Raw genomic sequence first — 13402 nt, 5'->3', positions numbered from 1 at the left:
GAAGTGAGAATGCTGACATGAGTAACGATAAGGAGTGTGAGAGACACTCCCGCCGAAAGACCAAGGGTTCCTGCGTAAAGCTAATCTGCGCAGGGTTAGTCGGCCCCTAAGGCGAGGCTGAAAAGCGTAGTCGATGGGAAGCAGGTAAATATTCCTGCACCAGCTGGAAGTGACGGATGGCGCAACTTGTCAGGGCTTATTGGATTGTCCTGGCAGGGAAGTTGTCCCTGGAAATAACTCCAGCAGAGACCGTACCCGAAACCGACACAGGTGGTCAGGTAGAGCATACCAAGGCGCTTGAGAGAACTGTGCTGAAGGAACTCGGCAAATTGCACGCGTAACTTCGGAATAAGCGTGACTCTGCTTAGGGCAACCTTTGCAGAGTGGCACAAGCCAGGGGGTAGCGACTGTTTAGCAAAAACACAGGGCTCTGCGAAGCAGCAATGCGACGTATAGGGTCTGACGCCTGCCCGGTGCCTGAAGGTTAAAGGGAGTTGTGAAAGCGACGAACTGAAGCCCAGGTAAACGGCGGCCGTAACTATAACGGTCCTAAGGTAGCGAAATTCCTTGTCGGGTAAGTTCCGACCTGCACGAATGGCGTAACGACTTCCCCACTGTCTCCAGCACAGGCTCAGTGAAATTGAATTCCCCGTGAAGATGCGGGGTTCCCGCGGTCAGACGGAAAGACCCTATGAACCTTTACTATAGCTTCGCCTTGGCGTTAGCGACCGTATGTGTAGGATAGGTGGGAGGCTATGAAACCGGGGCGCCAGCTCTGGTGGAGCCATCCTTGAAATACCACCCTTACTGTCGTTGACGTCTAACCGAGGGCCGTTATCCGGTCCCGGGACATGGCGTGGTGGGTAGTTTGACTGGGGCGGTCGCCTCCTAAAGTGTAACGGAGGCGCGCGATGGTGGGCTCAGACCGGTCGGAAATCGGTCGTCGAGTGCAATGGCATAAGCCCGCCTGACTGCGAGACTGACAAGTCGAGCAGAGACGAAAGTCGGCCATAGTGATCCGGTGGTCCCGCGTGGAAGGGCCATCGCTCAACGGATAAAAGGTACTCTAGGGATAACAGGCTGATTTTGCCCAAGAGTCCATATCGACGGCAAAGTTTGGCACCTCGATGTCGGCTCATCACATCCTGGGGCTGGAGCAGGTCCCAAGGGTTCGGCTGTTCGCCGATTAAAGTGGTACGTGAGCTGGGTTCAGAACGTCGTGAGACAGTTTGGTCCCTATCTGCCGTGGGTGTTCGAAGCTTGAGAGGATCTGTCCCTAGTACGAGAGGACCGGGATGGACATACCTCTGGTGGACCTGTCATGACGCCAGTTGTGCAGCAGGGTAGCTAAGTATGGAATAGATAACCGCTGAAAGCATCTAAGCGGGAAACTAACCTCAAAACAAGGCTTCGCTGAGGATCGTGGAAGACTACCACGTTGATAGGCCAGGTGTGGAAGCGCGGCGACGCGTGAAGCTTACTGGTACTAATAATCCGATCGGCTTGATCGTTTCTCAGCAAAACTCATTCGATTTTTCGAATACGACAATGTCTTCTCGTCACAATCTACATATCCGCTTGGTTGACCTGGTGGTTATGTCGGAGGTTCCCCACCCGATCCCATCCCGAACTCGGTCGTTAAGCCCTCCAGAGCCAATGGTACTATGTCTCAAGGCATGGGAGAGTAGGTCGCCGCCGGGTCTACCAAGCGGATATGTGGATTGTGACGTCTGTCCGGGCTAACGCGCTTTGCGCGACTTCAGCCCAGTGTCTCTCGAACTTCTTCCTTCACAAAGCCGCTCTTGCCGCGGGATGGAGCAGCCCGGTAGCTCGTCAGGCTCATAACCTGAAGGTCGCAGGTTCAAATCCTGCTCCCGCACCCAAGATCTCAAAGCCCCGTCGGTCACCCGCGGGGCTTTTTGCTGTCTGGGCGTCAGCGCAAAGCCTGAGCCTGAAGCCAAGAGCGCGGGCTCTTCGTATTTCAGCCCGCATATCGCGCGCGGAAGTCGCCCGGCCGCAGGCCGTGGCGGCGGAACTTGTCGTAGAGCGTCTTCCGCGGAAGCCTCAGCGCGTCGGTGATGGCGACGATGTCGCCCGCATGGCGATGCAGCGCCTCCTCCAGCACCGCCTTCTCGAACCGCTCCAGCCTGTCGACCAGGCCGCCGGGGGTTTCCTCGGTCGAGCCGATCGCCGTCGGAGCATCGATGTCCAGGGCGACCTGGTCGGCGAAATGCGCCAGTTCACGGACATTGCCCGGCCAGTCATGCTCCATCAGGGTGCGACGCACGGCTGTGCTCATCGGCGGCGGCGTGCGCTGGCGATCGCCAGAGGCCCGCGCCAGGAAGTGGGCGAACAGCAGGGGCACGTCCTCGCGACGTTCCCTCAACGGCGGGACTCTCAGCTTCAGCACATTGAGCCGGTAGTACAGATCCTCGCGGAACTGCCCGCGCTCGACCGCGAGCTTCAGGTCGATCTTGGACGAGGCGAGGATTCGCAGGTCCAGCTGGCGCGGGCCTGATCCGCCGAGCGGCTGGATCTCGCGCTGTTCCACCACCCGCAACAGGGCGACCTGGGCGGGCATCGGCATGCTCTCGATCTCGTCGAGAAACAGGGTGCCGCGATGGCTCTGTTCGATCAGGCCGACGCGGCGCTTGACCGCACCGGGAAAGGCCCCCGGCTCGTGGCCGAACATCTCACTCTCGATCAGACCGGCCGGCAGGGCGCCGCAGTTGACCGCGACGAACGGGTGCACGCGACGACGGCCGCTGTTGTGCAGGGCGCGGGCGACGACCTCCTTGCCGACGCCCGTCTCACCCTCGATCAGGACGTCCATTCCGGCGTCCGCGACCTGTTCGATGACGGTGCGCAGTCGGGCGATGGCCGGACTGGAACCGAGCAGGGGGAGGTCCGGCGTCACCCGGCCGACCTCCGCCGCCAGGGCGCGGTTGTCGAGAACCAGCCCGCGCTTCTCGAGCGCCCGGTTGAGACTGTCGGCCAGCCGGCCGAAGTCGAACGGCTTGGCCACGAAGTCATAGGCCCCGTTGCGCAGGGCATCGACGGCGTCGGCAATGTCGCCGTGGCCGGTGATCATGACGACCGGCAGCCCCTCGTCGAGCGCCTGAAGCCGCGCGAGCAATCCACGACCATCCATGCCGGGCATGCGCAGATCCGAGATCACGACGCCGGGATAGTCTGCGCCCAGAACCTTCAGCGCGGCCTCGGCCGAGGCGAAGGCCTGAACCTCCAGATCCTCGAGCTGGAGCCGCTCCAGCAGGGCGTCCCTGAAGTCGTCGTCGTCGTCGATCAGGGTGACGCAGCGCGGGCGGGAGAAGTTCACGCGGCGGCCTTCAGCGAAATCACGAACCGGGCGCCGGGCTTGCCGGGACGCAGGCTGAGTTCGCCGCCGAAGCCGGCGACGATGTCGCGACAGATGACGAGGCCGAGGCCCAGCCCGGCCGACTTGGTGGTGACGAAGGGTGTGAACAGCGCCGCGGCAATGCTGGGATCAACCCCCGGGCCGTTGTCGCCGATGACGATCTCGACCCGTCCGGCTTTGCGCGCGACATCGATGGTCAGTCGAGGCTCTGGCGTTCCGGCGTCGCTCATGGCCTCGAAGGCGTTCTGGATCAGGTTCACGATCACCTGTTCCAGTCGGATCGGCTCGGCCTGAACCTGCAGATCGGCCGCACCGGTGCGGACCAGTTCGACCGCGCCCTCGCGCAACCGCCCGCCGATGAGCAGAAGCGCACCGTCGATGGCGGCGGCGGGCGAGACGGCGGAGATCCCTTGCGTACTCTTGCGAGAGAAGGCGCGAAGCTCGTCGGTGATGACGCCGATGCGGCCGGTCAGCTCGGCCACGCGCCCCAGGCTGCGCCGCGCGGCGTCGGGATCGTCGCGATCCAGATAGGCGGCGGCGATGTCCGCATGGGTGCGGATGGCGGCGACGGGCTGATTGATCTCGTGCGCCACGCCGGCCGCAATCTGGCCGAGGGTGGCCAGCTTGTTGGCCTGGACCAGTTCTTCGCGCAGCACCTCGCGGCTGGCCTCGGCGCGGCGGCGTTCGTCGATCTCGCGACTCAACTGGCCGTTGGCGGCGCGTAATTCCAGGGTGCGTTCGTCGATCCGGCGTTCCAGTTCGGCGCGGGCCCGCTCCTCGGCCTCGGCGCGGGCCATGGCCTGTTGCCGCCGACGCAGCAGGACGCCGGCGCCGACCGCCAGGAGGGTGACCAACAGGCCCGCAACCGCCCGCGCGCTGAGCACATTGGCGACGATGGCCCCGCCGATCGGGTCGAGCAGATGCAGGGTCCAGCCCGGCGTGTCCGTTTCGGTGTGGGCGAGGATCCACTCGGTCGAGGGGCCGCCCGCGGCGGCCCGGACGATCCGGTGCGCGCCGGTCGCCTCGCTGTCGAAGGGCAGGGGCGCGAGGGCCTGACCGGTCAGGGTCTGGTCGTCCAGGATGGCTGCTCGCTCGGCAGCGGTGAGGTCGCGGCTGCGGCGGAACCGCCATTCCGGCACGCTGGTGACCAGGACGACGCCACGGGAATCCGTGACATAGGCGGGCTCGCCGGAGCCGCGCCAGTCGGCTTCGAGGGCGTCGAACTCGACCTTGACCACCACGACGCCGATCGGCGCGGCGGCCGTGCCGATGCGGCGGGCGAGGTAGAGGCCCGGGCGTCCGCTGACGGTGCCGAGGGCGAAGAACTCGGCCTGTCCGTTCTGCATGGCGCCCCGGAAATAGGGGCGGAAGGCGTAGTCGGATCCGACGAAGCTGGTCGGCTGGCGCCAGTTGCTGGCGGCGCGGGCGACGCCGTTGCGGTCCAGGACATAGATGGCGGCGGCGCGGGTCTGGGCGGCGAGGGTTTCCAGCTTGGCGCTGACGATGTCGGCGGCCTGCCTGCCCTCGCCGGCGACAAGACCGACCACCTCGGGGTCCTGGGACAGGACGACAGGGAGGGAGCGGTGCTTCTCCAGCTCGCTGCGCAGGACGGCGGCGTGGAGGGCGGCGGCGGCGTCGGCCTGACGCGCCAGGTCGGCCCGGGCGTCGCGCCGGGCCAGTTCTCCGGCGGCCGTCATGGCCAGGGCGGAGGCCGCCAGCCAGCACAGCAACAGGACCAGCCATGGTCGGGAGGACCGGCTGGAGGCAAGGCTGGAGAGTCGATCAAGCGGTGACGCCGTCATCCGTGAAGCATGCGGAATTCCGCACAGAAAGGCCATATGTGTGGCCGAACTTCCGGACACAATCTGCGCGTAAGCCAATCAAAGTCAACAACAACAGCGACTTGATTGAATTCATCTCCGGTTTGGCTGCTGGCTCAATGACGGCCAAACTGAGGCCTTGGACACGGCGTCAGACCGTGCGGAAACGACGCGACCTCGGTCGCACGGGAGGTCGAGTGCAGCTTTCGAGCGATCAAGGTCATGCGTCCGTCGCGCCGCGCGCCTGGTACCGGCACCTGTATGTCCAGGTGCTGGGCGCGATCGTGCTCGGTGGGTTGATCGGTCATTTCTGGCCGGCGTTCGGCGAGAGCCTGAAGCCTCTGGGGGACGCCTTCATCAAGCTGGTGAAGATGGTCATCGCCCCGGTGATCTTCCTGACCATCGTCACGGGCATCGCCGGCATGCGCGATCTGGGTCGCGTCGGCCGGGTGGCGGCCAAGGCCTTCGCCTATTTCCTCGTCTTCTCGACCCTGGCCCTGATCGTCGGCCTGGTGGTCGGCAACGTCGTCCAGCCCGGCCGTGGACTGAACATCGACCCCGCCACGCTCGACGCCGGTGCGGTGGCCCAATATTCGACCGCCGCGCATGAGACGACGATCATCGGCTTCCTGCTGGGCGTCATTCCCGACACCTTCGCCAGCGCCTTCTCGACCGGCAACATCCTTCAGGTCCTGTTCGTCTCGGTGATGTTCGGCATCGCCCTGGCCTCGGTCGGCGACCTCGGCAGGCCGGTCCTGACGTTCCTGGAATCGGTCAGCGCGGCCTTCTTCAAACTGGTCGCCATTGTCATGAAGGCGGCGCCGATCGGGGCGTTCGGGGCCTTCGCCTTCACCATCGGCGCCTATGGGATCGAGACGATCGCCAACCTGATCGCCCTGGTCGCCACCTTCTATCTGACGGCCGCGATCTTCGTCGTCGGCATACTGGGTGCGGTCGCCTGGGCCAACGGCTTCTCGATCTTCAAGTTGATCCGCTACCTCAAGGAAGAGCTGCTGCTGGTGCTGGGCACATCGTCGTCCGAGGCCGCCCTGCCCAGCCTGCTGCAGAAGATGGAGCGGGCTGGCGCTTCGAAGTCTGTCGTCGGCCTCGTCGTCCCGACCGGCTATTCGTTCAACCTCGACGGCACCAACATCTATATGACGATGGCCGCCCTGTTCATCGCCCAGGCGCTGAACATCGACCTGACGCTAGAGCAGCAGATCCTGCTGCTGCTGGTCGCGATGCTGAGCTCCAAGGGGGCGGCGGGCATCACGGGCGCGGGCTTCATTACGCTTGCCGCGACGCTCGCCGTCGTGCCGACCGTGCCGATCGCCGGCATGGCCCTGATCCTCGGCATCGACCGGTTCATGAGCGAGTGCCGGGCCCTGACCAACTTCATCGGCAACGCCGTGGCGACCATCGTCGTCGCACGCTGGGAGGGTGAGCTGGACCGCGACGCCCTGCGCGAGGCGCTCGACGGTTCGCCCCGTCCTCTGGCCGCTCAGCCCGATCCGGCCGCCGGCCCCGGCGACGACCTCGTGGTCGCTCGCGACTGAAACGCTTTTCACGTGCCTGAAAACAAAAAAGACTTTGGGAGGATGAACATGAACACCAACAGGACCGCGATGCTGGCGACCACCGCCGCAGCCGCCCTTCTGAGCCTGGCGCCCGCCGCCCTGGCCCAGACGCAAATCCCGACGCCGGCGCCCGTGCCCTCTTCGACCCAGCTGTCGCAGGCCGCCCAGTCGATCGCCGATCAGGCTGCGCAGAACGGCGACGACGCCTCTTCGGTCGATGACATCGTGGTCGTCGGCTCGCAGATCCGGGGCGCGGACGTCACCGCCGCCCTGCCGGTCACGGTGCTGAGCGAAGAACAGATCCTGGCCACCGGCGCCGTCAACGGCGACGACCTGCTGCGCTCGATCCCCCAAATGGGCGACGTCCTGTTCTCGGCCGCTAACAACCCCCAGACCTCGAACGCGGCGCGCGGCGACGTGAACTCGGTCAACCTGCGCTCGCTCGGCGTCGGCAACACCCTCGTTTTGCTGAACGGCCGCCGCATCGTGCAGCACCCGACCAGCCAGGGCACGTCGGACACCGGCACGGTCCCGGTCCTCAGCTACAACTCCAACGCCATTCCGGTGACGGGCCTCGAGCGTCTGGAGGTCCTGCTGGACGGCGCAGCCGCCATCTACGGCGCGGACGCCGTCGCGGGCGTGGTCAACACCGTGCTCCAGGACGACTTCGACGGCCTGAAGATGAACGCCCAGTACGGTGGCGCTGAGGGCACCCATCTGAAGGAGTTCAACCTCGGCGTCTTCGCCGGCAAGGACTTCGAACGCGGCAATGTCTCGGCCTACATCGACTACACCGACCGCTCGGCGCTGCAGGCCGAAGATCAGGAGTTCACGGCGACCGACAACCTGCGCTTCCTGTTCGCGGGCGATCCGGACTTCTCCTCCAGCCTGACGCCAGACTTCCGCAACACGCGCGGCGCCTGGGGCAATTTCGCGGTGGTCGGCGCGACCACCGCGATCCGTCGCGGCACGACCTCCCTGACCACGGCCGCCGGCGCCTTCCACATCCAGCCGACGACCCTGACGGGCTGTCTTGTTCCCAATGCCAGTGACGCCAACATCTGCCTCGGCTCCGGCGCCCTGAACTTCAACGGCGTCCAGCGCGACCTGCGCTTCGACACCGCCCCGGGCACGACGATCCTGCCCGACACCCAGCGCCTGAACGTCTTCCTTCAGGGCCACTACGACATCAGCGACAGTGTCACCGCCTTCGGCGAGCTCGGCTACTATACGGCCGACACCCAGCGCGTTCAGCCGCCGGTGATCAACCTGAACACCCTGACCATTCCGACGACCAACTACTGGAACCCGTTCGGTCCGGTGACCTTCTCCGATGGCCGGGTGAACCCGAACCGTATCTCGGGCCTCACCAATGTGCCGGTGACGGGCCTGGCCATCACATTGAACCAGTACCGGTTCGTCGACGCCGGCTATCAGAAGGTCAACGTCACCAACTACCAGGCGCGCGCCCTGGGTGGTCTGCGCGGCGAGTGGCGCGGATGGGACTGGGAGACGGCGCTCCTCTATTCGGAAGCCGAGGCGGTCGATGAGTCCCTCGCCGTCAACACCCAGGCGCTGCAGGCCTCGCTCGCCCTGTCCACGCCGGACGCCTACAACCCGTTCAGCGGCGGCTGTATCGCCCAGACCAGTTTCGGCGACTGCACGCCCAGCTCGCAAACGGCCCTCGACGCCATCACCTTCACCCTGAAGCGTGAGAGCAAGACGACCCTGGCCCTCTACGACTTCAAGGTCTCGCGTCCCGACCTGTTCAGCCTGCCCGCCGGCGACGTCGGCCTGGCCTTTGGCTTCGAGGCGCGCAGGGAGACCCAGGACGACGACCGCGATTCGAACCTGGACGGCTCCAACCCGTTCCGCGACACGGTCACCGGCGCAGTCCAGCTGTCGAACGTCATCGCCGTCAGCCAGAACTCCGACACCCATGGCGAGCGTTCCGTGACCTCGGCCTATGTCGAACTCGCGATCCCGGTCGTATCACCGGAAATGAACATCCCGCTGGTCCACAATCTGGAGCTCCAGATCGCCGGCCGGGCCGAGCACTATTCGGACTTCGGCAACGTCGCCAAGCCCAAGGTCGCCGCCGCCTGGGACATCATCGACGGCCTGCGCATCCGGGGCTCCTACTCGGAAGGCTTCCGCGCTCCGAACCTGGAACAGGTCAACACCGCCACCTATGGCCGCCTGTCGACCAACCCCGACTACATCCGCTGCGAGGCCGATCTGCGGGCCCGGCGTATCGCCACCTTCGGCGCCTGCTCGCGTTCCATCGGCGCCTCCCTGCTGGTCTCCGGCAACCCGGATCTGGAGCCGGAAGAGAGCCAGAACCAGTCCTATGGCGTGGTCTTCCAGCCCCAGTTCATCCCGGCCGAGTGGGGTGATTTCACCTTCACCGTCGACCGCTGGAGAATCCAGCAGGAGAAGATCGTCGGTCTGTTTGGCGGCGCGAACGCGGTGGTCCTCGACTACGCCGAGCGGGTCCAGGGTCGCTCGAACCCGCTGGTCACGCGCGCGCCGGTCAACGCTGACGACATCGCCCTGTTTGCCGGTACGGGTCTTACGCCGGCGGGCGTGATCACCTCGATCTCGGACCGGTTCGTCAACCTGCTGCCGCAGGACGTCGAGGGCATGGACATCGGCTTCAACTGGCGTCTGCGGAACACGCCGCTGGGCAGTTTCCGGGTCAATATCGACGCCGCCAAGCTGATCAAGTTCGGTCGTGAAGCAGGCCCGGCGGTGGATGCCCTCTATGCCGCCCGCGCAGCCGGTACGATCAACGCCGCCACGCCGCTGCCCGACTCCAGCAACCTCCTGGCCCAGAACGGTCGTCCGGAGTGGAAGCTGTCGGGATCGGTGACCTGGAGCCAAGGCCCGTGGCAGGTCGGGGCCTTCACCCAGTACATCTCGGCGGTCGACGACACGAACCTGCTCGACGCCGCCGGCAACGCCTGGGAGGTCGAGAGCCAGGTCACCGGCAACCTCTATGGCCAGTACGAGTGGGAAGAGAACAACGGCTTCATCTCGAACAGCCGCATCCGCTTCGGCGCCCGCAACATCACCAACGAGCGTCCGCCGCTGTCGTCCTCGGGCTACCTCGGCTCGCTCTATCGCCCCTACGGCCGCTACTGGTACGTCTCGATGGCCAAGGAGTTCTGAGCCGTTGGGGCGGAGAGGAACGATGCATAGACTTTCGATCCTCGCCGTCGCAGGCCTGAGCTGGATCGGGGCGGGCTCCATGCCCGCCTCGGCCCAGGCCATCGCGCCGGAACGGGCGGAGTGCCCGGCCAGCCTTCCCGCCGGAACGACCTGTTCCTCTGGCCGGTCGGCGGACGGCGCCTGGTACTGGACCGCCTGGCCACGCGACTGGAACGGGACACTCATCATCCACGCCCACGGCGGCCCGCGCACGGCGGAGCCCCAGCGGGCCGACCCGGTCGAAGACCTCGAACGCTTCTCCGTCATGGTCTCGGAGGGCTACGCCTGGGCCGGCTCGACCTACCGCCGGGGCGGCTACGGCGTGCGGATGGCCGCGCGCGACACCGACGACCTGCGCCAGATCGTCTGGGACGCCTTCGGCAAGCCGAAGCGCACGATCCTCCACGGCCAGTCCTGGGGCGGCAACGTCGCCGCCAAGGCGGCGGAGCTCTACGCCGTCTCCGCCGATGGGGCCCGCAACTACGACGGCGTCATCCTGACCAGCGGGCTGCTTGCCGGCGGCACGCGCGGCTACACCTTCCGCGCCGACCTGCGCGCCATCTACCAGTTCTACTGCCGCAACCACCCGCGCCCGACCGAGACGCAGTACCCGCTCTGGCAGGGCCTGCCCGGGGGAGCTTCGATGCCCCGCGCCGACATCGCCGCGCGGGTCGAGGAATGTACGGGCCTCGGTCTTCCGCCCGAGGCCCGCACCCGCGCCCAGGCCGACGCGCTCCGCAACATCCTGTCGGTGGTCGGGGTGACGGCTGATAGCCTCGTCGCCCACCTCGCCTGGGGCACCAACCTGTTCCAGGACATGGTCTGGGAACGGCTGGACGGCGGCAATCCGTTCTCCAACGCAGGAACGACCTATCAGGGCTCGGACGACGACGTCGCGCTGAACCAGGGCGTCGAGCGGTTCGAGGCCGAACCGGCGGCCGTCGCGGCGCTCGCCTATGACGCCCACCTGACCGGGAACATCGTCCTGCCGACCCTGACGATGCACGCCCGCTATGACCCGACGGTCTTCGTGTCGCACGAGGCGATCTATGCGCGGACGGTCGCCGAGGCCGGCCGCTCGAACCTGCTGAGCCAGGTCTTCACGACCGAGGCCCTGCACAGCCAGCTCAGCCTCCCCCAGTACGCCGGGATGTTGATCGCCATGACCCGTTGGCTGGACACAGGCGAGAAGCCGGATGCGGAGGATGTGCTTGAGGCGTGTCAGTCGCGGGCGGAGACGTATGGACAACCGTGCCTGATCGATCCGGAGTTCGTGCCAAACTAACTTTCCCTTGTCCCCTTGCGGGAGAAGGTGGCCGAGCGAAGCGAGGTCGGATGAGGGGTGACTCGGGGTCTGGCCGGTGAGGAACCCCGGCAGCGCAGACCTTCAACGACTGGCGTCACCCCTCACCCGACCGCGCAAGAACGACGGCTGCGCCGTCGTGCGCGATCCCCCTCTCCCGCAAGGGGAGAGGGGGCGCTAGTTTCGGTTCTTCACCAGGTCATCGACCACCGACGGGTCCGCCAGGGTCGACGTGTCCCCCAGCGACCCGAGGTCGTTCTCCGCGATCTTGCGCAGAATCCGTCGCATGATCTTGCCGGAGCGCGTCTTCGGCAGGCCCGGCGCCCACTGGATCACGTCCGGCGCCGCGATCGGCCCGATCTCGTGGCGGACCTGGGCGACCAGCGCCTTCTTCAGATCGTCGTGCGGCTCCACGCCCTTGTTCAGGGTCACATAGGCGTAGATCCCCTGGCCCTTGATGTCGTGGGGGAAGCCGACCACCGCCGCCTCGGCCACGTCCTCGTGCAGGACCAGGGCGCTCTCGACCTCGGCCGTGCCCATCCGGTGGCCCGAGACGTTGATGACGTCGTCGACCCGGCCGGTGATCCAGTAGTAGCCGTCCTCGTCCCGGCGGCAGCCGTCGCCGGTGAAATACTTGCCGGGATAGGCCGAGAAATAGGTCTCGAAAAACCGCTGGTGATCGCCCCAGACGGTCCGCATTTGACCCGGCCATGAGTCGGTGATGCACAAGTTGCCGGAGGCTGCGCCATCCAGCACGCCGCCTTCCGCATCGACCAGCTCCAGCTCAACGCCCGGCAAGGGCCTGGTCGCCGAGCCGGGTTTCAGGTCTGTCGCGCCGGGCAGGGGGGCGATCAGGGCCCCGCCGGTCTCGGTCTGCCACCAGGTGTCGATGATCGGCAGGCGGCCGTCCCCGACCACCTCGTGGTACCAGCGCCAGGCTTCCGGGTTGATCGGCTCACCGACCGTGCCGAGCAGGCGCAGGGACTTGCGGCTTGATGACTTCACCGGCTCGTCCCCGTCGCGCATCAGGGCCCGCAGCGCGGTGGGGGCGGTGTAGAAAATCTCGACCTTGTGCTTGTCCACGACCTGCCAGAAGCGGCGGTTGTCGGGATAGTTGGGCACTCCCTCGAACATCAGGGTCGTCGCCGCATTCGAAAGCGCGCCATAGACGACGTAGCTGTGTCCCGTCACCCAGCCCACATCGGCCGTGCACCAGAAGACCTCGCCCGGCCGGTAATCGAACACCAGCTCGTGGGTGTAGCTGACCCAGAACAGATAGCCGCCGGTGGTGTGCAGCACCCCCTTGGGCTTACCCGTCGATCCCGAGGTGTAGAGGATGAACAGCGGGTCTTCCGCGTTCATCGGCTCGCACGGGCAGTCGTCAGAGACGCTCGCCACAGCGTCCTCGAACCGCACGTCCCGTCCCTCGACGATCGGCACGTCGGCGCCCGTGTGGGCGATGACCAGAACCTTGTCCACGGCCACCTTGGTCAGGGCTTCGTCGACATTGGCCTTCAGCGGGATGGTCTTGCCGGCGCGCAGACCCTGATCGGCGGTGATGACGATTTTCGAGCCGCAGTCCTCGATCCGCCCCGCGATGCTGTCGGGCGAGAAGCCGCCGAACACCACCGAATGCACCGCTCCGATCCGCGCGCAGGCCAGCATCGCCACGGCCGCCGCCGGGATCATGGGCAGGTAGATGGTCACCCGGTCGCCCTTCACGACGCTGAGGTTCTTCAGAACATTGGCCATGCGGCAGACCTGGCGGTGCAGCTCCGCATAGGTGATCGCGCCCGAGACCGAGGGATCGTCGCCCTCGAAGATGATCGCTGTCTGGTCGCCGCGTTCGGCCAGGTGGCGGTCGACGCAGTTGTACGCCACGTTCAGCACCCCGTCGGCGAACCAGCGGATGCGGAAATCGTCCTTGTCGAACGACACGTCCTTGATGACCGTCGGCGCCGTGATCCAGTCCAGCCGTCTGGCCTGTTCAGCCCAGAAGGCGCCTGGCGTGTCCCGCGCCGCGATCCGCGCTGCCTCGTAACCGGCGGCGTCCATATGGGCGCGTTCGGCCCAGTCGGAGGGAACGGGATACAGGTCCTGGTCGGTCATGGGCGTC

General features: G+C 66.0%; 6 protein-coding genes, 1 tRNA gene and 2 rRNA genes (1 of these 9 only partly in view). 6 read left to right on the top strand and 3 right to left on the bottom strand.

The genetic code is table 11. The features are described from left to right. The 3 genes from ACW17Y_RS11890 to ACW17Y_RS11880 all read left to right on the top strand — a co-directional run. Nucleotides 1–1511, top strand: a 23S ribosomal RNA gene (locus tag ACW17Y_RS11890); it begins 1272 nt to the left of the window's first position. Between the two features lie 75 nt (nucleotides 1512–1586). Beyond that, a 5S ribosomal RNA gene (gene rrf, locus ACW17Y_RS11885) occupies nucleotides 1587–1701 on the top strand. 105 nt (nucleotides 1702–1806) lie between these two features. Continuing rightward, a tRNA-Met gene (locus tag ACW17Y_RS11880) sits at nucleotides 1807–1883 on the top strand. 98 nt (nucleotides 1884–1981) lie between these two features. Here the strand turns inward: ACW17Y_RS11880 and ACW17Y_RS11875 are convergent. Together ACW17Y_RS11875 and ACW17Y_RS11870 are read right to left on the bottom strand one after the other, a co-directional pair. After that, entirely contained in the window at nucleotides 1982–3337 is a 1356-nt protein-coding gene (locus tag ACW17Y_RS11875; RefSeq protein WP_492035910.1) for a sigma-54-dependent transcriptional regulator, read from the bottom strand. Continuing rightward, a complete protein-coding gene (locus ACW17Y_RS11870; protein WP_492035909.1) occupies nucleotides 3334–5178 on the bottom strand; it encodes a sensor histidine kinase in 1845 nt (614 codons plus the stop codon). Before ACW17Y_RS11870 ends, ACW17Y_RS11875 begins: the two co-directional genes overlap by 4 nt. 215 nt (nucleotides 5179–5393) lie before the next feature. Here ACW17Y_RS11870 and ACW17Y_RS11865 point away from each other — a divergent pair, with 215 nt between their 5' ends. Genes ACW17Y_RS11865 through ACW17Y_RS11855 form a run of 3 tightly spaced genes read left to right on the top strand, consistent with a single transcriptional unit; the run spans nucleotide 5394 to nucleotide 11268 of the window. After that, nucleotides 5394–6752 (top strand): dicarboxylate/amino acid:cation symporter, encoded by a 1359-nt coding sequence (locus tag ACW17Y_RS11865; RefSeq protein ID WP_492035908.1) that lies wholly within the window; start codon nucleotides 5394–5396, stop codon nucleotides 6750–6752. Between the two features lie 48 nt (nucleotides 6753–6800). Then, complete coding sequence (locus ACW17Y_RS11860) at nucleotides 6801–9944, top strand: TonB-dependent receptor domain-containing protein (protein WP_492035907.1); 3144 nt, start codon at nucleotides 6801–6803, stop codon at nucleotides 9942–9944. Nucleotides 9945–9966: 22 nt separating this feature from the next. Continuing rightward, nucleotides 9967–11268: an alpha/beta hydrolase family protein gene (locus tag ACW17Y_RS11855; protein WP_492035906.1), complete on the top strand. Its 1302-nt coding sequence runs from the start codon at nucleotides 9967–9969 to the stop codon at nucleotides 11266–11268. 195 nt (nucleotides 11269–11463) lie between these two features. On the opposite strand, the gene acs is transcribed toward ACW17Y_RS11855, so the two are convergent. Then, entirely contained in the window at nucleotides 11464–13395 is a 1932-nt protein-coding gene (gene acs, locus ACW17Y_RS11850; RefSeq protein ID WP_492035905.1) for an acetate--CoA ligase, read from the bottom strand. Nucleotides 13396–13402 lie beyond the last annotated feature (7 nt).

The organism is Brevundimonas sp. AVps7 (assembly GCF_058681545.1).
This window is presented reverse-complemented; position numbering and strand designations above follow the sequence as displayed.